Here is a 22,798-nt window from a genome sequence, read left to right as displayed (position 1 = left end):
CTTCGGCTTAATGTGGGCACGGTGCCCATGTACTTTCAATAACTTCTGAAAAAAAATATTGTGCCAAGACAATATTAAAAAAATTATGACCTAAAAAAATGGCCCATTTGACCTCTGGCCTAAATTAAATGTCTTTAGATTTGAAAATCTGATGACATTGAAGAAAAAGACTTTCCGAACGCAAAATCGCAATTCATAGAATCGGCATTTGGTTAAAGTTGGTGATGCAACGATCCAGAGCTCACAATATAGTGAGGAGGATTTTCTACCTGTGGATGTACTATTAATTCTTAAGCGAAACAAGATCCCGATGCAGAACAAGTTATGAGAACACTCCGGCCCGCATTTGGTAGCCGGGTAATTTTAGGTTCTGCGAATGGTGATTTTTGAGACGCTAAAAAGTGTCTGCCAGACTTCGGGTGATTCGGTTGACAAGGTGCCCATCATCTTCCGGCATTTCCAGAATATCATGCGCCTGCCGGACCTCCTTCCCGGTCGGTTCGATGAACGGGATAATGTGCATCGACGAAAGAATTGGTCACACTGGACGTTTGCCCAGCAATCTTCATCAACACTCGAAAGACGTCTAAATACCACCCATCAGGAAAAGCCATACTGAGATTGACAATGCCCCCTTGGAATGGAATAGAGCATTTGCGGTCAGGCCAATTAATATAACTGAGACTGAATGAAGCCAATTGGTTTTAAATGCAACGAAACGCTAGATATTCCAGCCCAATCTGAGCCGCTCGTTCACGCTCTTATAGGAGACGAGTTGGCCTTTCCGGATCATCGCCGCAACTCGGGACTCTACCTTGCGCTCGAAGCTCTTTCTCGGCATACCACGCGTGACAATCTGGCAGTTCCGTAAAATAATCGTCGGCAACGCCGAACGCACGCAGGACTGATTCGGCCGTGACTTGATGGCATCGATAATCAATGAAACCAATTCGGCCGGCTTCAGGCTCAGCGCCTCACGGATATTGAGAGGACAGCCTTCCATAACCGGCTCGGCCTCGACATCTTCGTCGTCGATATCCTCCAAATCGTCCATCACAGGACTGGCAAAGTCATTGGTGTCCTGGCCGTCCCGAGCACTCTGGTAGAAAGAGTCCTCGTCCCTGACCTGCGAAGCATCTGCCTGTGGCTCATTGGGTTGAGCCTCGACCGGGAAGATACCTCTCGCTTCGAGCATGCGCCAGAGCGGCTCCAGGGCCTTTTCAGAGTCGGCCCGGTAGGAACACTCCCTGACCCGGAAGAACACCCAGTTGCACCGCTCCAGCATCCGTTGACGCTGCATGTCGGCCTCGAACTCGTCACAGCCGTGCCAATGATCGCCGTCGCACTCGACGGCTAGCTGAGCACTTCCGCCTTGTATCACGATGTCGATTCGCTTGTTGGCAAACTCGTACTGCGGCAGGACACTATAACCCCGTGAAGCGATATCCAGGGCGACATCGACCTCGAACCAGCTATCAAACGGCGCAGGAGGCTTCTCAAGCCACCGGTTGGCCTCGTAAGCCTCCCGGCGGAGCATGTCGACATCGATTCCGGCGACCGTCTTCACGGACGTATCGTAGAAGTGCGACAGCAACTTCTTGCGCATGCACTCCTGGCTCAGATCATTGGCGGTGACCGTGTGGAACAACCACATCTGTTCCTTGGCGCGGCTGGCGGCAACGTTGAACCTCCGCATGTCCTTCTCCATCGTCATGGCGCCGATGCGGCCTTCGCCGCGGGCGGCCACCATGCTCAGGAAGACTACATCCCGCTCGTCCCCTTGGAAACTGTAGGGATTTCCGCACACGATGCGCCGCTCCTGCATCTCTTCGGCACCAAGCCGGGTCAACAGCATCCCCTCGATCAGCTTGGCCTGCGCCTCGCCCTGAAGGACGATGACGCCCATCGACATGCCGGCGTAAGTGGTATCCTCGCAACACGCCAGAATCTGCTCGACCAGCGCCTCGGCCTCCGGCCGGTTGATGACCGACTGACCGCTTCCCTCGCGGAAGCCGGTCGACACATGCACCGGCATGAGCGGTTTGAGCCGGTTAGGCGGGCACTGCTTTAACGGGATGAGCGGGTCGGCGGTGTAGCACAGCTCGTTGGAGAACCTGATAATCTCCGGCGCACACCTGAAGTGCTCACGCAACGTGATGCGGTTGCCAAACCGGATGCGACTGTGCGCAAACAGGCTGGTCTCAATGTCGAACGAATCCCGGTGGTCGAAGTCTGACAGGTACGACCGCATGAGATTGGCAACATGATTGCGGTCGATGCCAACGGCTTCCGGGCTGATCTGCTTCTCATCGCCGACCACGATGACCTTCTCAGCGAGATACAAAAGCGGGAGTGCTTCGTAGCCGCACTGCGAGGCCTCGTCAATGATGATTATGTCGAAGCTCTTGGGAGCGGCCTGCACGGTCTCGAACACCCGGTGGAGCGGCATAACCCATGCGGGTACAGCCTCCTTACAAGCATTCAGATGGCGCTGGGCGTCTTGACGATGGCGGTGGGCATGCTTCCCCGTCCCCTTCCCCAGGCGCCGCATGGCAAGCTGCCACGTTTCGAGGTGTTGCTGATGCTCCCGGGACATCCGCTCAAAGCAGTAGCCCCACGCCTTTAGGGCGGCTAGATCACCAAGCGCCTGCAAGGCTGCCTGCTCTAATCGCTTCAGATTGCGCTCAAGATGTGAACCATCGCTGTTCTCGTACTCATCGAGCCAGGTCCTTGCCCGACGCCATGCCCAGGCCTTCGTTAGCACCCTGAGCCGGGGACGCCACAATTCTTCGTCCTGGCGGCTCGACAAGACCGCCGAAAGCTTCGGCGCCTTGACGGCTAGCCTTGTCAGATAGCTCTGCTTGTCCTTAATGTCAGAGAACCGCCTCGACACGCCGCGCAGGCGGTCGACGACGACCCGATAATGGTCAGCGTCTTTCTCCCTGACAGCATCAAGAAGGTCACTGCACAGCGGATGGGAGTTCGCCCGGGTCGCAACAGCGGCCACCCTGCCCTCCTCCCTCCGAACGTGCTCGGAAAGCGTCCTCAACTCCGAAAGGAAGGCCGTCTCGTGACAAGTCTTCATCAGCGTCACCAGCGATCCGTTTTCGGCGAACTGCGGTTGCGAAAGGCCAACCGCCGACGAAATAGCCTTCTGGACATCACTCCGCATGTCATAGAGGCCGAGCACGTGCTGAAGCGCCTCGACGACCTCGTCGACATGCGCCATCTGCAATGCGAAGTTCGGCGTAGCCGGCGGCGTTTCATGCCCGGCCCAAAATGACCAGATTTCATCGAGACCAAGACGAACGTCAAGGTACGCCATCAACTTCTGGAGCGTTGTCATGTCGCTCAGGCCCGGTTGGCCATCGACCGCGACCAACTTGATATGCACGCCGTGCTTCTTGATGATCGGATGTTCAAACATGACCATGCGTTTCATACCACCACCGGCCGCCAGATGCGACTGGATGGCCGACGTATCACTGCGCATGCGGCGTAAATCAGTTCCCGCCGGGAGGTCAACCGAAACTCGCTGAATCTTGCCGGCGACATGCCGCACGTCTTTGAGGCGCTCCTCGGTCAGGCGTAATAGCTCCTTCCAAGGCGTATCGAGGTCCTGCAAGACCTCCTTGATAGCCTTATTCACCCAGTCCTTCGGACGACGGCGCACGCTCTCAATTTCGGCAACCATTTTGCTGACCGCATCTGACAGGGCCTTGACGCTTGCGGGCTGTGCCTTCGCAAGGGCAATCCCGTCCGGTGAATTCAGGCGCTCCTCGCCGGCTTTGACCAGCACGTTCAGTTCATTGATGCGATGCCAGGCCTCACGCAACGACTCGATGGAGGGAATGTCCTTGTCAACGTCTGGGAAATACTTGGCCAGTTCCTCCTCGGTGGCAACATCGATGCTGTCGAGAAGCCTTACCAACTCCGCAACTTCCTGCACGGAAAGCGGCAGTTCGTCGTCTTTACCAATCGCATCGGAGAACCAGGAAAATTCTGTTTCCTGATTCTTTAGTTCTACGGCAATCTTGGCAGCCGTCCCAGAATATGTGCCACCGGCAACCGTGTGTTTGAAGGTCTCCTTCTCACGGATCGCCAGCAACTCGCCTTCGGCTTCCGCAATATCCTTACGGGCATCGATCAACTTGCGCTCTAATGCCTCGATCATGCGCTGGTCGGCGATTTCGTTTCGCTGGCCAACCTTCGTGAGGATGCCGCTGACACTTCGCTCCAGCGATTCGCGCTCGTCCGTCCCACTGCCAAGCATGCTGATGCACAACGGCTGGATAGGCGCCGGAATTTTGCTGCCCAATACCTCCAGCGCCCGAGGCGACTTCGCCGTAACGAGCACCCTTTTGCCGATTGCCAAAAGGTGCGATATCAGGTTGGCGATGGTCTGCGACTTACCGGTGCCAGGAGGTCCCTGGACGAGGACACCAGGGTTGTTATGCGACTTTCTCACGATTTCCCGCTGTTGCTCGTTGGCCGGAAGCGGAAAGTAGATGTGCCCGGGGATTTCTCCGCCGCCACCGGACGACGATGCTTCACGAACTTCAACGCCGCCACCCATCTCGCAGAGGTCAGCAAAATGCGATGGCACCTCGCCGCCCTCCTCAATCTGCCGCCGCATATCAAGAAGCGTATAGAGAAGCCCCTTCATCGACCGCTTGCGAAGTATCAGGGCCGGATCAAACTCAATCAGCGGCACCTCGGTGACACCCTGCATCGATGACTTCTCGGCATCCGGCAGGTAAGAACCGCGGCCCTGTTCTTCAAGGGAGTTGGAGACCGCCGTAAGGAGTGCGTCCATGGTCGTCCGGTCCCAGAAGTTATCCCTGAGACTATGCCCTGTCGCCAGCAGTGATTCTGAATTCGAGGGATAGCTCTCAGCTTCGAGCATATCGAACTCGACATCCGCCTGGTCGCCGTCCGGCGCCGCCCGGACAATGAAACGCCCGATTGCCGCTTCGAATTCGAGGGAAGCTTTCGCGATAATGAGGTGACGCTTTACGACCTTGCCGCCCTTCTGGCGCCATGTCAGGAAGCCGACCCCCATGATGAGTTCATATTGCTCGCCCAGCCGCTGCTGTTCCTGGTAGATGCTGTGCAGGGCGCCGAAGACCTTCTGCACCCGCTGGTATCTCTGGTAGGCCTGCGCCCACGTCGTCCATTTTCTATCGATATACTCACGCCACGCAGTCTGCACGTCTTCCCGGTCACGCAGATGATAGACGTGGACGTCGTCAACAAACTCCTCCTTGGTCTCCGGGTCAATCTTCATTACCGGCCGGTTGATTGATTCATTGAGAACGGGACGCACATCCAGAACCTTCAGCAGGCTCTGGTCGACCCATTCCTCGCAAATTTTCGGTACAGCCGGGAATGGCGGCTCCGGGCACTTGCGGACATCAAGCCAGACATCATCAGGCACGTTTTCATCCAGACCCCACGAGCGCGAATAACAAAACTGGCCGTCCTTCGGCACGTCGGAAATCCACAGGACGTTCGGATACTGGGTGATTTCCCTGACGGTCACCATCGTCACCCGGGCGAGATTCGACAGGTAGTCGACCACCCGCAGTATCTTCCCGTTCGGACCCGTGTGATCACTTTCAACCGTTGGTCGTGGAGCCTGTTTTCCACGATTCCCGGTAAAGCCTGAAAAGACCTCTCTCACGCGATGGAGGCTTTCGAGTTCATCGCCCGAATCTTCGACATCGGCCTCAACCTCCGGGTCGTCATCGCCCTCAACAATTTCGTCGTCAAACACACCGTAATTGTCGCTGTCGGCGGTCTCGTCCATAATTTCCTCGTCGGCCTCCTCGGTCATCACATCGACATTCCCTGCATCTTCGTTGGCCGTAACAAACAATTCAGAATCCAGCCCCCATGAACCCCGCTTTGAGCCGACTTGCTGATGTGTGTCGGCCTCATGCGGCCCAGAATCGTGATCGATTACCGACTCTGACAGTGCTGCAGGCGACGATTCGCCGGACGACGCTGAACTCTTTCTCTCGTTTTTGCCCAAGGCCTCGATAGCGTCGATGATTGTTGCTTTGAGTCGTTTTGCGGACGGGGTCTTGCGGTCACCCGCAATGAGTTCATTAAGGATGGATCTGAGATTGGCAATATCCCACGGCTTGGCCTCATACATCCCGGTGAGTTCTTGGGCCGACTTGGAAAACAGCGGACGTCTTGACATAACCCTCCTGCCAACCAATCAAAAAAGCACGTTGCCAATGTAGCCTAACGTATCGCTCAAGTCAAAGTTCCGAACGTGTCTTAGAATTCTTCTTGCTGGATATTTGTGAGTAATTGAAACTGAGATCCATGGTACTTACATATCTCACTAAATAGGAGAGGTTTCGCTTAACTCGCCTCGATCAAGTTTCTGCTCCAACCGAATCGGCCTCCGATAGATCTTCCAAATCAGCAGGTCCTAAACCAAGCAAAGCTTCCGCTTTCTCCTCTGGCATACTGCCAATAGCTCGCAACTTACGGTCGATAGCTCGCCGACGAACCGTAACATCATCAATAGTCTTCGAGGCCTCATGCAGTTTCTTTTGAACTTTTTCAAGGACGACACCATACTTTCCAAACTCTGTCTTGACCGCTTCTAGCACTTGCCAGACTTCACTTGAACGCTTCTGAATGGCTAAGGTCCGAAAGCCCATTTGTAAGGCATTCAGGGTGGCGGCAAGCGTGGTCGGCCCCGCTATCGTAACGCGAAAGTCTCTCTGGATTTGCTCAACAGTGCCAGGCCTACGCAGCACTTCCGCATAAAGCCCCTCTGTTGGTAAAAACAGAATTGCAAAATCGGTTGTATACGGGGGATTGATGTACTTGTCGCGAATATCTTTGGCGCAACCCTTGATCCGATTATCCAATTGTTTTGCCGCCGCTTCAACGGCATCAGCGTCCGATCTTTCGGCCGCCGAAATAAGCCGTTCATAATCCTCAATGGGGAACTTGGCGTCAATTGGCAGCAATACTTCAGGATCGCCTTCCCCCTTTCCGGGGAGGCGTACGGCAAACTCGACTCGCTCTTGGCTACCTGGCTTGGTGGCCGCTTCCCTCAGATACTGTTCAGGGGTAAGCATCTGTTCCAGGAGGGTCCCCAACTGCACTTCTCCCCATGTACCCCTCGCTTTAACATTGGTAAGAACGCGCTTCAGGTCGCCAACACCATTCGCTAAGGTTTGCATTTCCCCTAGGCCCTTATGTACCTGCTCCAAGCGCTCGCTAACCAGTTTGAAGGATTCTCCCAGACGCTTCTCCAAAGTCCCCTGGAGTTGCTCGTCGACCGTCTTTCGGATGCTTTCAAGCTTCTCTGCATTTTCGCCACGGAGATTGTCCAAGCGCTGTTCCACAGTTTTGCGAAGATTCTCTTGGGCCTGCTCTTGCTTCAGGGTCAGACCGGCAATCTCCTTGGCAACCTGCTCTAATCGCTCCTTTTGAGATTGGGAACTGGTGGCAATATTGGAGGTCAGGGTCTCTCCGAGCTGCCTGAACGTATTCGTCAATTCTTCTCGCAGCCCCTTGGAAGACAGAGAGGAATCGGTGCGAATCTCGACCAGCTTGGTTTCGATGGTCTTTCGGAGTTCACTTTGGTCCTGCTTCTGCTTTTCAATAAGCTTTGCGATTTCTTGAGCAACGATTTCCAGCTTTTCCTTCTGGACGTTCCCCAATTGACCAATACTTGCTGTAATGCCTTCGCCCAAGGTCTTTAGGTTGCTTTGGACTTCCTCGCGCAAAGCTCGATCGCTTTCCGAAGACTCCTTCTTGAGTTCTGAAAGCTTGCCATCAACCAGTTGTTGTAGTTTCTCTTGGCGATTTTCACCCGCCTTGCCCATTTCATCGATGCCGGAGTGCATTGCCTTGGCCATTTCCTCGACACGACGGTCAACACCCACCACGCCTTCTCTGAGTTTTTCCGAAAAGACATCAAGCTGGGATTTCTGAAAATTTTGCATTTCGCCTATTCTTTTCAGTACCGAGTCCTGGAGGTTAAAAATCTGGGTTGCGACCTCTTCCCGAAGAGCCTTTGCCCCAGCATTAGCCTCATCCCTGCCGCGACTTGCCTCTTCCCGCAATACCCGCTCCAGACGTTCTCCCGCCGTAGCGAGGCCGGTCAGCTTAGAATCAAAGTCTTCCGGCAGGGCCACCCCTTGCATGCGGATCAAAATAAAAACTATTGCAACCAAAGTGATTAATGAAAGGACAATGCAGGTCCCCAACAAAATTTGGAAGGTCATAAAGAGTTTCCTTTCTCCTATTACTGGTCATCTGAATTTTCAGAAATCCAACATAGAGTATTCACCAATGCCATCTGCTCGACCGTGTGGCACTTGATCGCTATCAGCTGAGGGTTCGCCAGCAGTAGTGCGAGGCAACGGGCTCTCGAAATTGCTACATTTAAACGGTTCTTGCTGTAAAGGAATTCCATGTAGCGGGGCAGAAAGTCAGCACTCGACGTGGCCATGGAGACGATGACGACTTCCGCTTGCTGCCCCTGGAATTTATCAACAGTTCCGACGCGGGCGTCCATGGGCAATACATCTTTGAGCAGGTTTACCTGCATGTTATAGGGAGCCATAACTAGGATATTTTCAGCCGACATGGGATGCTCGATGCCATCGCGGTTCAAGTAGTGCTGCCCGAGCAAACTTTCATATAGGCTGCGAACGACCTCTGCTTCTTGTTCGCTGCGCTGAGAACACCCGCTGTGGTTGATGCCGATGAAGCGGATACCAGAAGGCCGCAACTCCGGATGGGCGTCTGGAGTGAGAACAAGACGCTGGTTCTGATTCTTGGCTTCGGGATGGAGCCTGCCATCATAGACCGCGTCGGAAATAAACCGGCAGACATCCTGATGCATGCGCCAGGTGGTCCCGAGAAAAACGCCCTGGTCGTCGGGAATGGTCGCCTTCCCCTGGAGCAGGTAATCCAGCGTTGATTCCCCTGAATGCCCGGGATGAATTCCTTGGACCGGTTGCTGCAGTTGCATCTGATCACCGAGAAGCACAATGTTCTTCGCACAGGTCCCCAAAGCCACCAGGTTCGCAAGAGCGACCTGCCCAGCTTCGTCAATGAAGAGGTAATCCAGGCTTTGATCAAGGTCGGGATCGGCAAACAACCAGGCCGTGCCCGCCACCAGATTCGCGCCAGAACCAAGGACAGCTCGCTTGTCTGTGACGTCCCTGATCATGGCCCCATTCAGGAACGTATCGGGTCCGGATGACTTCTTGACTCCCCAAATCCTTACCTGCTTCTCCGCTGCACGCTCTTCTACCGCTTCGAGCAGGTTGTTGATCGCCTTGTGACTGTTCGACGAAATTCCCACCGTCGCCCCTTTCTCTAGTAGGTCGACAATGACATGTGAGCCGGTATATGTCTTCCCGGTTCCTGGGGGACCCTGGATGAACAGATAGCTTTCCTGGAGACGGCTGACCACCTCACACACTTGGGGTGTCGTCTCGTAACCGCCAGCCACGATTGACACATCTGAAGCAAGGCCTCTGATTTCAGGTGATAATCGCCTCAGGATTGCTTCTAGGGCAGCATAACGATGGTCACCGGCCACAACGCTATCGGCAAACCGATATACCGCTTCTCTGAGAACCTCATTTTTTATTGGACCAGTTGTGATCACCGAAAGTCGTTCGGGAAGTGGCCCGCTCCGTTTACCTCTCTTGATGCGGACCAGCCTCTGCTTTTCATCAATGTCTTCGATCGTTCCCGCACGATCCAATGTGTCGGAACGCTGGCAATCATCGCCGGCTTTTAGCTTGAATTCCTGCTCCGGGTAACGATACGTGTAGATCAGCGATTGTTTTTCCGCCACAGGAGGCCATTGGGGGGCGGCAACCAGTCCACCTATCGCTTCCGGATCTTCGATGAGTTCTTCTTCCGTCATTTCCTGTCGGGCAAACATGGCCCACCAAACAGGCTTATCCGCTCGGCGATGGAAATCCAGAAGCTGGTAGACAAGCTCCCGCATTCGATCATCGTCGCTCCATTCAGCGCGATCCTCGGGCAGGCCACCGAGCAGCCTGTTCGCATAATCGGCAAGCCGGGCCTCCGCTTCATGGACTCGATCACTTTTTTGCTGCTCGGCAGTTTCTTCGGTGTCTGCATTGAACCAGGGCAAGTCGGCAGGGCGGATTCCTAGCAGCCACTCGCGAAGTAGATACGTGGAACGGCAATCGTCCTCATTGTAGTCGTGGATCTGCTGGAGCAAAGCGGGGTCCCGCGTTTCCTTCCAGTGCTCATAGAACACGATACTCGCCCCCGCATTGGTGACTTCACCCGTCCGCTTCTCCATATAGAAGGTCTCAAGATTTTTGATGGAGTAGCGAGGTTCAGAGGCCAGCAGAGACTCCCGAACAACTTTGTAAAGATCTACCAGCTTTTCCGTGCGAAGTAGGTGGTCAACTTCAGCCTCGCAGGTGCCATGGAGGGACATCAACCGTTTCAGGGCCGTCTCCTCGTAAGGGGCGTAGTGGTAGATGTGCATGTTCGGATAACGCGCCAGGCGATCCATGACAAAGGCCATGAAATCCTGAAACGCTTGCCGTTCCTCTTGCCGGCTGTGAGCCCAGAATGGCTGAAATTTTGGTTGACCGTCATCGTGGTAATAAACACCAAACAGGTACTCCAACCCTCCCTCTTCCAGCGGGTCTCCTTCCATATCGAAAAAGAGGTCGCCGGGATCTGGCTGCGGAAGACGCCGGAATCCTTTCGTCTCGGCGGGGTCGGTCTCAAGAAGTTCGAAAAGGTCCTTGCCGGTCTCCCGCCGCTCAAGCTGTAGAGCGGCCTGCCGGCGAAGGCGCTGGAATGTGGCATCCTGCATGCCGGGCACATGATCGTCGGGCTTCAGCTGTGCCAGCCCGGCCAGGGTCGTGATGCCGCCAGAGCGAAGCTTGTCGATCTGAATTTTAGTGATGTTGGCAACCTGGCAGAGGTGATCGTCCTGTGTCCATTGCTCCTGACACAAGTTTCTCCAATGGCAGAGGTCACAATGAGCGCAGGGCTCGGGGTACGTTGGAGCGAGTCCCCCTTTCACCCGTTCAAGAAAACGCGCCTTGGCCGAGCGGTAATAACGATAGTAGTCAGCGAGCCGATAGCTCTGCTCGGTCCGATTCCCCAGAACGACATGAATGTTTTGTGGCAGGAAACCTTGGTCAACGGACAGTAAGTCGGAGTAGAGGCAGAGCTGGATGATGAATTTCGCCTTCGGGCTTCTTGCCAGCTTGGTGTCCACGACCTCGTAACTGAAGTTGCCCAGACCGGAGGGGTGATCGACCTTGCGGAGAAAATCCACATAGCCAACGAACTCTGGGGAATGGAGACACCCTTGGAAAATGATCGGAATGCCTTCGGCCATCGCCCTCTTGGTCTCCTCGGCAGCGGCGGCAATGCTTTGGCCTGAAGTTTTCGCGTCAAACACCGCGACACCGGACTCTTGAAGATCCTGAAGGTATCTTGCCTCGTGTTCAAGGCCCTTCTTTTGGATCAACTCTGCCTGCTCGTCGTCCTCGGCCTTGGGCAGGGGAGTGTCAAGGTTGACCAAGTCCAGCGTGGTCAGATGCTCGCATTCGAGAAAATTGACCAGGTCGCTGGCCGAATAGAGTGCGCTGCCGTGGATCTTTTGCATGGTCTTCCCCCATCAACTAGGCAATGGATAGCTCTAATGCCGCCTCATCTGTATCATTATGGTTTCTAGGAGTGTCCCGGAAAAAGCAGAAATGAAAGCACGATAGACGCGATCCTGAGTGCTTTACATCGTTGAAATTTTCCTCACTAACGCATTGCCGTTTTAATTTCATCAAGATTGATTGCTACTATCTGCTGCTCATTCCCAGCACGTTCACTGCCATTTTGATCAATTCCGAGTTTTTTCATCAGATAGTAAAGAAGTGCAATCCTGCATTTAAATTCCAATCTAAAATCTGTCATTCCATAATCCATGGCGACTATATTTTTTTGAGCATCATTCAAAGTAGGATTTGGACCGATTATTACATCAATAAAGTTAAACCAATTTTTGTCGCTATCCACGTCAATATCAGAATCAGATTCAATAACTGCAGAAGCAATCCTACCAATCACAAAATCTTTAAACGCATTACTTTCATGGCAATAAGCTCTAACATGCCACCTTGACCCATCTGTACCGAAAGAATGTGGAGAAATTAAACGAGTGTTTCCTGGTTGAGGATTGTTAAATGATCGATAATCAACCGAGACGACTTTTTTGTTCTTAATTGACTGAACCAATGTTCTTAGGACGTCTAGGTTAATAACACGGGAAGGATTTGGCACTGCTGCAATATAGTCTGATTCGCATGTGGTAATACTCTTGGTTGGCGAACATGACATGGTTGAGAAATACGCATCTGCTGATAGTTCGATGAATAACGGTGAGAATGATTCCGTTGGCTCGTAGTATTTGGCGCTTGCATTATAGGCAATGTTCTGAGGAGCCATTTCCTGGTATTTCGTGAAGTCAACCGAGGCCTGGGGGATTGATATCCCGAACGCTGCCGTCAGGTCTCCTCGATTGACCTTTCCCTCCCAATATAACTTCCCTTCAAGATATTGAAGCCGTTTCTGCGTGCCCCAAGGAATTGTAACCGGCTGATTTTCCATTCGAATCTCCTATGCTGACAATAGGCGTAAAAACTATATTGACATAAAAACTATTCACATATAAATTATGCGTATTGTTTTTATACCTGTCTTAACGGAAGACTTCAAGCAAAAAGGAGTAAAACATGAGCAATAACAGTAAAAGCACACATGTTGTTCCGAACAAGGAAAAGGGTGGCTGGGACATCAAGCAGAGCGGTGGACAGCGTTCCTCTGGGCATTTCGACATCCAGAGAGAAGCAATCGACAGGGCACGTCAGATCAGCCAAAACCAAGGAACTGAGCTGTATGTTCATAACCGAAAGGGGCAAATCCGTGAAAAGGACAGCCACGGGAAAGACCCTTTCCCGCCTGAAGGTTGACAAATTCCTCATGGAGGTAGCCCCACGGGCTACCTCCATCCATGAAAGGCAATGTGATGACCCAGGCAACCAACGCCTTTTCAGAAAGGAAAACGATCTATGCCGCAACAAGGGAGGACCTCCTCAAGCGCAGCCTTTCCAATTCCGAAAACATGGACAAGGCGATTTTATCGCTTTCATCCGCCTTTTTAGGGGCCTCCCTGGGACTGATGAAAAACGTGGTCGATGTCCACCGTGCCAACTATCCACAGCTCCTTACGGCATCCTGGTGGCTGTTCGCAGCCGCGATCATCTTCACCCTCACTTCATTCCTGGCGAGCCAGAGGGCCATCAATAAGCAATTGGAATTGGCGGAGAAGTATTACTTGACAGGGGAGGATTCAGCGCTATCGGAAACAAATCCGTTCGCATTGGCAACTGAATACATAAATTGGGGATCTGCGATTGTTTTCATCCTCGCGGTCATATCTTCTATCGTTTTCATATCAATCAATTTAGGAGCTTGAAGCTATGTCAAATAAACGTCCCGAGTTTGGAATAAGTACAAACGGACAGCTCATCCCCCGCATGCAGGAAGTAGCTAGCAGCGCTGGAGGGACAAGGGGTGCCACAATCCCACCCTTGCAACCTGCTGGTTCAGGACAATCCAATGGGGGGACTGGATCATCAACATCAACAGGACAATCCGGAACCAAGAAATAACGAATGGATTCCGCTTGAAATTTTTCGAGGTCAAAATGCCTTATCAAAATCTAGAGAACGGACTCTATCTTGTCCGACAAAGATCTGTAAAAAACGGTATGCAAATCTGGCACTATGGGATTTTGGATGTTGGGAACAAGCTCGGACCTATCCCCGCCTTCACGGCATCTATCGAGCCACTGATCGTTCACCAGACCCCACCCCAAGTACGTGCCGATCGCCTTTCTGAAACGGGCCACTGGGAGATGGAAGGCAAGGTAGATCCCTCGATGGAAAAGTCTGCCATTTCAAGGATCAAAGAGGCTCTTAAAAATCCCGATTACGATCTTTTTGGGCATAACTGCGAACATTTTGCTCGGTTTGTGACTACCGGAGTCAAAGAATCCAAGCAAATCCAATCTGTCGCCTGGTCCTGTATAGGCCTTGTGGTAATGGGATGGGCCCTTTCTAGGCGAGCGTAAGAAATGGACATCGTTGAGTTCCCAAGAATAGAAGAGGTTTTCATAGAAGGTAGAAATGGAACGGTCCGAGCATCCTCTTTCCTGAATAAAGACCGCAGGGATTACTCTATTCTTCGCCAGGAATTTGATGATGCGATCTTGAGAGGCGAGCCTATTGCACGTTGTGCGGCTTGCCATAAACCCGTTAAGCCCAGGTTGTCGATCCATCGAAGACGTTACTTTCGCCATCATGGAGGCGACGGTAACTGCCCATACAAAACATCCGGGAAGAAAAATCAAACACAAATTGACGCTATGCGTTACAACGGCCAGAAAGAAGGGCCTGAGCATATACACATCAAGCAGCTACTAAAGTCGAGCCTTGGTGCGGACTCGTCTTTTGATCAAGATTCAATCGCCGAAGAGCAACGATGGTGGGGAGTAACTGACCCAGCGAAATGGAGAAAGCCAGACATATCGGCACAATATGGCGACCTGCCAATTGCATTTGAAGTTCAGCTTTCCACAACATTTTTAAATGTTGTAGTCGAGAGGCGCAGGTTCTACCTTGAGAATGGCGGTTTGTTGATTTGGATTTTCAAACGCTGTGAGAAGGAAATTCCTCGGCAGTTTCAAGACGACATATTTTACAATAACAACAGTAACCTATTTGTTGTCGACGAGGAAACCTGCAGACTGTCCAAAGAAAATCAGAAGCTCATGCTGCGCTGTTATTACCTTCAGCCGATCCTGAATGGTGGCGTGATCCAAGAGGAATGGCGGGAGCAAGTTGTCTGTTTCAATGAGTTGAGTATCGATCGCGAAAATCAACGTATTTTCTTCTATGACTGCATGGAAGAGCTTAATCGTTTAGAGGAGTTCCAGGTTGCCAACAGGATAGAAAATCTCCGAAAGAAATATCTGGAGTTCTGGGACTCCTACCGATACACAGGTTACAGAGGCGAGGAGGCATCAAGGGAATATTCAGCTCTACATCGCGCCTTAAAAGAAGTGGATATAGATCTTCCTCAAAACCCGAAACAGGACATTGCCCGTTTCTCCTGCCTTGTCTTAAGCGCAAAAGACGGAAAATCGGTAGGATTTGACTATCAGTCCCTATTGGAAGTAGCAAACTTTGCATACGATCATTGTCGGCCGCTGTTATGGTATTTCTTTACGGCTCTAAAGGGGTGTGGAAACATGCCTGTTTTGATGGAAGAAGATAGGCACGCTGCCGAGCGGAAAAGACGAAAATTCAAGGGGCACACAAGCTGGGATGAAAAATTGAACATTATCCGAGAAGGAATCCGCGAGTGGAATTCTACGCAAACAGGGAATTTCCCCCAAGAGCGAAATTTTGACCAACTTTTTGGTTTCTTGTTCCCTGAAATGCAAAAATATATCAAGATTAATTAACTTGGCACATCCTCATGTCCCTCATCTATCAGAAAATTGAGACTCTCGCCAATTCGATTAAGTTATCGTAGGCGTTCATTCAATCCTGAGAATGTCCCTGAAGTTGTGCTATCAGGTTTGGGATTGTTGAAATTATCGATTTCGGACAATTCTTAGCCCCCCCCCACATTCTGAGAGATGAAACAAAACAAATGCCTTTTCTTTGTTTTGTTTGAACCAACTCTTAACTGAAGACACCATGCTCAATACGGGATAGTTCGTCAAGGATTGCCTGCTGTCCTTTTTCGCTATCAACCATAACCAAAGGTATTCGATTTCCCAAAGCGCTACATGGAGTTGTGAGCCAACCAATCACTTTTGTTTTTTCTTCGAAGACCTCCGTTGTCCGCTCAAGGACTGCTGCAGGGCAAGTTGACGCCCAAGCTCTTGACATCTCATCAAGTATTCTTGGCCAACTAGAGGATGAAGGTAAGTTTTGAAGAGTAGTTAAAGCAATATCCTTTGGAACATTTTCATTCATATTTCTTCTCCATATAGAGCATCAACCTTCGTTCAAAAGCTGACAATAGAGAATCCGCAAGTGTCATTCCTTTAAGAAATTAAATTTTACAATTGTTTGGACTGATGGCCGCACTATTCGGAATCGACCCGCTCAACATGTTCCATCAAATCGCCAATCTGGCATTTAAAAAAAGTACATAGTTTGTCGATGTTTTCAGTCGTCGTATTATAATTTCGCTGGTTCACAATTTTGGAAAGAGTCGTTCTGTGGATACCAGTTTCGTTAGCTATTTCCTCAAAGGTCAGCCTTTTCCCTGTTCGAAACTGATAATCTGACATTAACTCCCTCAATCTATATCGAATCACTCGCTGCTCCTTTTTGAGACAAACCCAGATCCCTTAAAAAATATCCTACTTCGCCTTTCCGAGCAAGCATCAACCGATGCATATCCATGACCATTGTAGAAAATATTCAAAAAACGTTCTTGACAGTCACATAAAAGCAACTTATGATGCTTTTACACATCAAACGTAGAAAGGAGTCTACAATGAATCAACAAACCTACATGACAACAGAAGAACTCGCCACTCGCCTGCGCTACGACGCTCGCTACATCCGTAGCGCTCTTAAAGATGCCGTCTTCATCGAAGGGATTCACTACATCCGTCCATTCGGTCGTCGCCGTGTTCTCTACATCTGGGAGCAAATCGAAAAGGACATGGTCAAAGAATCCAAAGAACAGGCCCCAATCATTCCGATGGCTAATGGAGGTGTTTTCAATGGCTAGTATTCGGACGCGTAATAACTTTTTGTTTTTCGATTTTCGGTATAAGAGTGTTCGCTGCCGGGAACAAACCCTGCTCAAGGATACGCCTGAGAATCGAAAAAAGCTTGAGCCTTATGCCACACAGATCGACAGGGAAATCAAAGCGGGCACTTTTCAGTATGAAAAGTATTTCCCCAATAGCAAAAACCTCGAGAAGGTACAAGCGCCCGTGAAAGCTAAACCGGTTGATCCTAAAGAGATGCAGGCTGTGTGTAGCGATTCCCCCTCGCTGAAAGAGTTTTCAGAAGAATGGTTTGAAGAAAACCTGATCCGTTGGAAGCTGTCCCACCAGGAGACCGTTCGAGGAATTTTGGATAAACATCTGATCCCCCGTTTTGGAGATATGAACGTCAGCCACATCACCAAGGGTGACATCCTCAAATTCCGATCCTCACTCGCCAAAGTCCAGATTGGAAACAAGACGGGGTTATCGCCTATGCGGATTAATCACATCATGACATCTTTACGTATGATTCTTAATGATGCGGCTGACCGGTTCCAATTTATCACGCCCTTTCAAGGAATCAAACCGTTGAAAGTCCCAAGGTCGGATGTCGATCCCTTCACTATTGATGAAGTACGTCTGATTCTGTCAACGGTGCGCTTAGATTTTCGCAACTATTACGAAGTTCGGTTCTTTACCGGAATGCGTACTGGAGAAATCGATGGGTTGAAGTGGAAGTACGTCGACTTCAACCGGCGCGAAATTCTGGTTCGCGAGACTTTGGTTCGGATGAGAGAGGAAAATACCAAGACTCCTGGTTCAGTCCGTGAGATTCAGATGTCAGAACCGGTTTACCAGGCCCTTAAGGCTCAGTGGGAAGTGACAGGAAAACTGAGTCAATTCGTTTTCTGCAATCGAAACGGAACTCCTCTTGACCATACCAACGTCACGAAAAGGATCTGGTATCCCACCTTGGAAATGCTGGGAATGAAACGCCGCCGCCCCTATCAGACCAGGCATACAACGGCAACCCTGTGGCTGGCGTCAGGAGAAAATCCTGAATGGATTGCCCGGCAGATGGGACACAGTTCAACGACGATGCTTTTTACGGTCTATTCCCGCTTTGTCCCGAACCTGACTCGTCGTGACGGGACCGCTTTTGAAAATCTGCTGGCGGCTCGGATCAATGGAGGTGACCATGACAACTAACTATCTCCAAAATCAATTGGACATGGCCCAAGGGCCCATTTCCGGCACATTCAGAATCAGAGAACCGTATTCCGGTGAGTCGGACACAGGACGTCCTTTTGTCCGTCTGCGGCTGGAAGATTTCACAGGTCACCTTTATGCCTTTTCCTGGCAGGACCAGGTCATGAAGTCGCAAGGTCTGTTCGATTTATCTCGGGCCTATGTCGAAGGACGCCTCAGAAGCCAACAAGGTCAATCTTTTGTCGAATTAAAGACCTTGGTTCCAGCAAGGCTTGCTTATCATGACACCATCAGGCTCATCCCCCAGTCGGTTTGTCCGCAGCCGGGTTTGCTGTTTGAACTTCAGGCCGCACTGCGGCTGATCACCATTCCGGCTCTGAGACAGTTTGTTGTTCAGGTTTTGGGAAATGATGGCATCGCCTACCCTTTTGTCTCTTGTCCGGGAAGTCTTCATCATCACCATAATTATCCTGGTGGACTGTTGAAACATTCTTTGGAAAGTTTTGCCATGATCGAATCACAACAGGGATTCACCCAAGAAAGTTATGAGCTCGGATTGGTGGCCGCCCTCTTCCATGATATCGGCAAAATTCTGACGCTGACCCCTCAAATGACTTGGACGTCACTGGGAACCTGTGTCGAACATGACAAGCTGACCTGCGAAGTTCTTGGACCCGCTCTTCAGCAGTTTCAAGAACAATGGCTGGAAGGCGCTAAAGAATTGCGCTATCTGCTGGGATGGAAAGCCAAGAGCGCGATCCCCCACTACAACATGGCTGACCTCGTGGCCTGCAGTGATCGCATCAGTGCCGGCCTTGATATCGCGAAACGTCATGCTTAAGACAATGGCCGTTACAGTAACGTTCCAGTCAGAGCGTTCCAGGAACGTTACTGTAACGATGTAACAGGATGACTATTATGGAACAGGGAATCACTTTTGAGCAGGTCCAAAAAGCAATGCTTCATCTGCGGGATCAAGACGAACGTGTCAGTCGACGGAATGTTCGCTCCATTACCGGGGGTGGGATGTCCACGGTCCACAAACTGATGAGGATGGTTGAAGAGCAAGAGTCCCTTCAGAATGATTTGTTTGCGAAAGAGATGTCCGATAGTTTTCTCACTGCGTTCAAAAAAGAAATTGCTGTCCAGACAAAAGCGCTGACCGAAAAATACGAACACCAGGTCGAAAGCTTTCAAAAACGTGAGCAGGAACTTATCGAAGAGTTAACAGATCTCGAGACAAAGGCCAATACCTTTGAGAAAAAGCTTGAATCCCTCACAGCTTCCACCAATAAAGACCGACAGCAGGCCGAAAAGGATCTTGCAGTCGCCCGTGAAAGTATCTGCCGCCTTGAAAATTGGGTTACCGGTTATATGACAGAACGGAAGGACATCGACAAAGTCCTCGAAACCGTTCGAGCAGAAAACGTCAGTAGACAATGCAATATTGAAAGCCTTCAGATGACTGTCGAAAAGCAAAGAAGCCATATTGACCAACTCACACAGAGTCTCAGCGATTCCCGGAAAGAGCTAGCCGCCGCGGAGAAAAAAGCCGCTGTTGCCCAGCAAAAGCTGGCAGATCTCAAGGATACTTTGGCGAAAGCAACCTAAATGTTGCTCAGCAAACCACCTTGACACCATTATTCGCTAAATCGGTAATAGGTCGAACAATAATCAAAATGGTGCCAAACGACTGATAAACTGCAAAAAGGCAGCCAATTAAATTGAGCGCCGATGGTGGGTCATTTTTTATGCCGAATGACAGCCATGGTTTGGAACCTCGTTTTTCAATGTGTTTTTGGCGAAATTCATTTTAACACAAAGAGGTTACAGGCCTTCTATTTCATTGATTAAGCTGTGAAACAACAGTGATATCGCCTAAAATCTTGTTCAATTACAGCCAGTTCCAGAAGGAAAGGATCAGGACGATCAGCAGCACAAACCCCAGGTTCATGTAGGCCATGAAATAGAAAACCTTCTGCGGCAGGGTAAGACCCGGGCCTTCCTCCGGCAACAGTCTACCTACCCGAGGCATGGCGAATATTTTGTCCTCCTCATGCGGCGCCTGGCTCAGAATCTCTGTCAGGTCACACCCTGCTTGATGACGACCAACATGGGTCCCTTCTTTCCAGAGTCGACTTTGACTAACATCGTATATTTCCCCCCGATATGCAATATATGCGGGCCGGCCATCCTTACCATCATATTGGGCTAAATTTTCCAGCGACAAATCACCGGAAGCTGTCTGGGAGGGCATCGAACTGTCTCGTCGCCTCAGCCGTGGGCCGATGAATAGCACGACGATCATGGCCGAGCCCACCATGACCAGGAAAAGGGCAATTTTAATCAGGAGTAAAATGCCAAACCGGGTTGAAAAGAGAAAGTCGACCGATGGCACCCGGAAAGCAAACAGAATCCCCCCGGTAACGGCCATGATCAGCATCGAGAGCAGTCCAAGTTTGACTTCCCCTTTAGGCAACCCGCCCGATGCATAGGCTGGCTTCAACACCAGGTGGACATATAGAATGGTACCGAACCAGAACATTGCAAACAGTATATGCAGATAGCCCGCCACCAGCCGAACAAAATAGGCAAGAGACTTCCCCGAACCAGAATCGGCTGAGGCGGCGGACATAGGTTCAGAAGGTTCCGAGAGTGAAAGGGCAAACCCCTCGCCAACCTTCGTCAGTTCGCCGCCCCCGGAAGGGTTGACATGACAAACGGCACAGTCCTGTCCCGTATCTGCCGCAAATTCCTCTGTTGCAAGAGCAGATCCCGCCAAGAGTAAGCAAATCAGAAGAGTCTGGATGAAAAGAAAATTAAGGTGGGCACGGAGATTCATCTGGCGTCCTTATAGGTATAAATTGAATTCAGGTCCACCAACGCAGGAGAAGGCCTCTTACTTTCTCATTCTTATCTATCATATTAAAATTTTCGTTGGTAATCATTCATTTTTAACGAAATTTCGTTCAGACTAACATTTTAGATCAAAAAAAGAAGTTCATATAAATTAAAAAGCTTACATAATTGATACAGGTCAAGGTTTTAGCCTTTTATTCTTGTGTATAATTTAAATTAAATAGGAATTTTAGAAGAAAACAGAATTTCAAAAAAAGCGCAAATATTTATTTCTGAAAAACGAACGAAATAGCAAAAATGGAGAGCTCGGGCAATTCAGAAAAACAGACCTAAACAGTAAAAGGATTTTTCCTCTCTGGATCAGTCGCATGACGGACGATGTTACAAAAAGGTTACAGGAGGTTGACCGATGAAACCGGTGCCTGACATTTTTGCGGCGATTATCTCCCACATGCGCGAGGGAGTCATTTTTCTCGACAGCCAGCATGTCATTCAGATCTGCAACCGGGCTGCCGAAAAAATTCGCAAGGTCCGGGCAGATCAAATTGTTGGCCGCTCGATTTTTGACATTCATCCACGCCGAGCACACCCGCAACTCAGTGAACTGCTGGGCAATATGCAGAGCGGGGCACTTCCTTCCAGCCATCGGGTCATTCAGGCCCAAGGGCGCTACTTCGACAATTCCTATTCTTCGGTCCATGACGATCAGGGCCAATTCCTTGGCACGCTCTTAATCAGTCGCGATATCACCGAACAGCGGCGATTGACCGAAGAGATCAGCCAACTTAAGAACATTCTGGCTGCAAAAGAAAAAGGAACGCCACTGATTTTCAAGAGTCCAGCGATGCAACGGATTCTAGAGACCGTCGATGCAATAACGGCGCTCGAATCAACCATCCTCATCACCGGTGAGAGCGGTACCGGCAAAGAATGCATTGTCGATCTGATCCACAGCCTCAGCCCACGTAATAAAAACCCTCTTGTTAAAGTCAACTGCGGAGCACTTCCGGAAAATCTGATCGAGTCCGAGTTGTTCGGTCACGTTAAGGGGGCCTTTACCGGTGCACATACCGATAACAAGGGGAAATTTCTAGCTGCGTCTGGCGGGACTCTTTTTCTTGACGAAATTGGGGAACTGCCGCTGCCTGCTCAAGTGAAATTACTCCGGGTTATTCAGGACAAAATCATTCAACCAGTCGGAGGCCAAAACGGAATAAATGTCGATGTCAGAATTATTGCCGCAACTAACGCTGACTTGGGAAAAGCGGTCTCTGATGGCCGTTTTCGTGAAGATATCTTCTACCGGATTAACGTCATATCCATTGAAATTCCCCCGTTAAGAGAGCGCCTGGAAGACATCATCCCTATGGCCGAAGCATTCATCAAGCATTTCGCCAGGAAAATGAAAAAACCGATCCCAAAATTATCTGCACCGGTTTGTGATTTGCTCCTTAGCAGTCCGTTGCCCGGTAATGTTCGACAGCTCAAACATGCGATGGAGCGAGCTGTCGCTTTAGGCCGTGGAAGTACGATCATGCCCTCTGATCTTCCCAGTGACCTGATCAAAAAAACTGGTCTGACAACACCTGCTTTTCAATTTGATGAAAGCAATCTCAAGGAGGCATTAGCTGGCGTCGAACGAGAATTGATTCTCCAAAAGTTGACAATCAACCAAGGACGAAAATTACCCACGGCCAAAGCACTTGGCATATCCAGGAAAACGCTATGGGAGAAGATTCAGCGGTACCAGCTAGAGGGAGATGTTACGAAAGAGAAGCATCCCTCTTGATATGTTACGAGTAAGTAACGTTTACCCGAAAACTGGTTCATTACACCACGCACAAAGAATGGATTTTATTATTTTTCTCTTTTGTTTTCAAA

The 22,798-nt window shown here is 50.5% G+C and carries 16 protein-coding genes; 9 read left to right on the top strand and 7 right to left on the bottom strand.

The annotated features are described in order from the left end of the window. Positions 1–721 precede the first annotated feature (721 nt). The 4 genes from N909_RS0116400 to N909_RS0116385 all read right to left on the bottom strand — a co-directional run bounded on the left by N909_RS0116400 (position 722) and on the right by N909_RS0116385 (position 12,657). Positions 722–6,208 (bottom strand): AAA domain-containing protein, encoded by a 5,487-nt coding sequence (locus N909_RS0116400; protein WP_051689837.1) that lies wholly within the window; start codon positions 6,206–6,208, stop codon positions 722–724. A gap of 181 nt (positions 6,209–6,389) precedes the next feature. Beyond that, the gene (locus tag N909_RS0116395) at positions 6,390–7,727 is read right to left on the bottom strand and encodes a DNA recombination protein RmuC (protein WP_051689901.1); all 1,338 of its coding nucleotides are present in this window, start codon (positions 7,725–7,727) and stop codon (positions 6,390–6,392) included. Positions 7,728–8,281: 554 nt separating this feature from the next. Then, complete coding sequence (locus N909_RS0116390) at positions 8,282–11,662, bottom strand: TM0106 family RecB-like putative nuclease (RefSeq protein WP_029917055.1); 3,381 nt, start codon at positions 11,660–11,662, stop codon at positions 8,282–8,284. 146 nt (positions 11,663–11,808) lie between these two features. Then, positions 11,809–12,657: a WYL domain-containing protein gene (locus N909_RS0116385; RefSeq protein ID WP_029917053.1), complete on the bottom strand. Its 849-nt coding sequence runs from the start codon at positions 12,655–12,657 to the stop codon at positions 11,809–11,811. 125 nt (positions 12,658–12,782) lie between these two features. Here N909_RS0116385 and N909_RS0116380 point away from each other — a divergent pair, with 125 nt between their 5' ends. The 4 genes from N909_RS0116380 (at position 12,783) to N909_RS0116365 (ending at position 15,577) form a co-directional block, all read left to right on the top strand. Then, the gene (locus tag N909_RS0116380; RefSeq protein ID WP_029917049.1) at positions 12,783–13,019 is read left to right on the top strand and encodes a DUF2188 domain-containing protein; all 237 of its coding nucleotides are present in this window, start codon (positions 12,783–12,785) and stop codon (positions 13,017–13,019) included. Between the two features lie 56 nt (positions 13,020–13,075). Continuing rightward, on the top strand, positions 13,076–13,525 hold the full coding sequence (locus N909_RS0116375; protein WP_155005963.1) for a hypothetical protein: 450 nt from the start codon (positions 13,076–13,078) through the stop codon (positions 13,523–13,525). Between the two features lie 210 nt (positions 13,526–13,735). Continuing rightward, on the top strand, positions 13,736–14,182 hold the full coding sequence (locus N909_RS0116370; RefSeq protein ID WP_029917045.1) for a hypothetical protein: 447 nt from the start codon (positions 13,736–13,738) through the stop codon (positions 14,180–14,182). A 3-nt stretch (positions 14,183–14,185) separates the two neighbouring features. Then, the gene (locus N909_RS0116365) at positions 14,186–15,577 is read left to right on the top strand and encodes a DUF6035 family protein (RefSeq protein WP_029917043.1); all 1,392 of its coding nucleotides are present in this window, start codon (positions 14,186–14,188) and stop codon (positions 15,575–15,577) included. A gap of 223 nt (positions 15,578–15,800) precedes the next feature. Here N909_RS0116365 and N909_RS25360 read toward each other — a convergent pair whose 3' ends face one another. Together N909_RS25360 and N909_RS26500 are read right to left on the bottom strand one after the other, a co-directional pair. Next, positions 15,801–16,097: an MbcA/ParS/Xre antitoxin family protein gene (locus N909_RS25360; protein ID WP_084167742.1), complete on the bottom strand. Its 297-nt coding sequence runs from the start codon at positions 16,095–16,097 to the stop codon at positions 15,801–15,803. Between the two features lie 113 nt (positions 16,098–16,210). Then, positions 16,211–16,444, bottom strand: a complete 234-nt coding sequence (locus N909_RS26500; RefSeq protein WP_029917041.1) for a helix-turn-helix domain-containing protein — start codon at positions 16,442–16,444, stop codon at positions 16,211–16,213. Positions 16,445–16,626: 182 nt separating this feature from the next. Between N909_RS26500 and N909_RS0116355 the strand changes: the two genes are divergently transcribed. From N909_RS0116355 to N909_RS0116340, 4 genes are all read left to right on the top strand, one after another. Further along, entirely contained in the window at positions 16,627–16,866 is a 240-nt protein-coding gene (locus tag N909_RS0116355; protein ID WP_029917038.1) for a hypothetical protein, read from the top strand. Beyond that, positions 16,859–18,058, top strand: coding sequence for a site-specific integrase (locus tag N909_RS0116350; protein ID WP_029917036.1), 1,200 nt, complete (start codon positions 16,859–16,861; stop codon positions 18,056–18,058). Before N909_RS0116355 ends, N909_RS0116350 begins: the two co-directional genes overlap by 8 nt. Then, positions 18,048–18,899 carry a hypothetical protein gene (locus N909_RS0116345; protein WP_029917034.1) on the top strand — a complete coding sequence of 284 codons (852 nt, stop codon included), beginning with the start codon at positions 18,048–18,050 and terminating at the stop codon, positions 18,897–18,899. The genes N909_RS0116350 and N909_RS0116345 overlap by 11 nt, the downstream gene beginning before the upstream one ends. A gap of 77 nt (positions 18,900–18,976) precedes the next feature. After that, a complete protein-coding gene (locus N909_RS0116340; RefSeq protein ID WP_029917031.1) occupies positions 18,977–19,669 on the top strand; it encodes a DNA-binding protein in 693 nt (230 codons plus the stop codon). Positions 19,670–19,952: 283 nt separating this feature from the next. Here N909_RS0116340 and N909_RS0116335 read toward each other — a convergent pair whose 3' ends face one another. Further along, positions 19,953–20,900: a CopD family protein gene (locus N909_RS0116335; RefSeq protein ID WP_029917030.1), complete on the bottom strand. Its 948-nt coding sequence runs from the start codon at positions 20,898–20,900 to the stop codon at positions 19,953–19,955. Between the two features lie 426 nt (positions 20,901–21,326). Between N909_RS0116335 and N909_RS0116330 the strand changes: the two genes are divergently transcribed. Continuing rightward, positions 21,327–22,706, top strand: coding sequence for a sigma-54 interaction domain-containing protein (locus N909_RS0116330; RefSeq protein WP_029917029.1), 1,380 nt, complete (start codon positions 21,327–21,329; stop codon positions 22,704–22,706). Positions 22,707–22,798 lie beyond the last annotated feature (92 nt).

The organism is Pelobacter seleniigenes DSM 18267 (assembly GCF_000711225.1).
Lineage (GTDB): Bacteria > Desulfobacterota > Desulfuromonadia > Desulfuromonadales > Geopsychrobacteraceae > Seleniibacterium > Seleniibacterium seleniigenes.
This window is presented reverse-complemented; position numbering and strand designations above follow the sequence as displayed.

Excerpts from the sequence above, each read along its gene's own strand:
- N909_RS25360 (WP_084167742.1), bottom strand. The coding sequence starts at position 16,097 with ATGAATGAAAATGTTCCAAAGGATATTGCTTTAACTACTCTTCAAAAC.
- N909_RS0116340 (WP_029917031.1), top strand. The coding sequence starts at position 18,977 with ATGGAACAGGGAATCACTTTTGAGCAGGTCCAAAAAGCAATGCTTCAT.
- N909_RS0116380 (WP_029917049.1), top strand. The coding sequence starts at position 12,783 with ATGAGCAATAACAGTAAAAGCACACATGTTGTTCCGAACAAGGAAAAG.
- N909_RS0116345 (WP_029917034.1), top strand. The coding sequence starts at position 18,048 with ATGACAACTAACTATCTCCAAAATCAATTGGACATGGCCCAAGGGCCC.
- N909_RS0116330 (WP_029917029.1), top strand. The coding sequence starts at position 21,327 with ATGAAACCGGTGCCTGACATTTTTGCGGCGATTATCTCCCACATGCGC.
- N909_RS0116390 (WP_029917055.1), bottom strand. The coding sequence starts at position 11,662 with ATGCAAAAGATCCACGGCAGCGCACTCTATTCGGCCAGCGACCTGGTC.
- N909_RS0116365 (WP_029917043.1), top strand. The coding sequence starts at position 14,186 with ATGGACATCGTTGAGTTCCCAAGAATAGAAGAGGTTTTCATAGAAGGT.
- N909_RS0116400 (WP_051689837.1), bottom strand. The coding sequence starts at position 6,208 with ATGTCAAGACGTCCGCTGTTTTCCAAGTCGGCCCAAGAACTCACCGGG.
- N909_RS0116335 (WP_029917030.1), bottom strand. The coding sequence starts at position 20,900 with ATGAATCTCCGTGCCCACCTTAATTTTCTTTTCATCCAGACTCTTCTG.
- N909_RS0116375 (WP_155005963.1), top strand. The coding sequence starts at position 13,076 with ATGACCCAGGCAACCAACGCCTTTTCAGAAAGGAAAACGATCTATGCC.
- N909_RS0116350 (WP_029917036.1), top strand. The coding sequence starts at position 16,859 with ATGGCTAGTATTCGGACGCGTAATAACTTTTTGTTTTTCGATTTTCGG.
- N909_RS0116385 (WP_029917053.1), bottom strand. The coding sequence starts at position 12,657 with ATGGAAAATCAGCCGGTTACAATTCCTTGGGGCACGCAGAAACGGCTT.
- N909_RS0116355 (WP_029917038.1), top strand. The coding sequence starts at position 16,627 with ATGAATCAACAAACCTACATGACAACAGAAGAACTCGCCACTCGCCTG.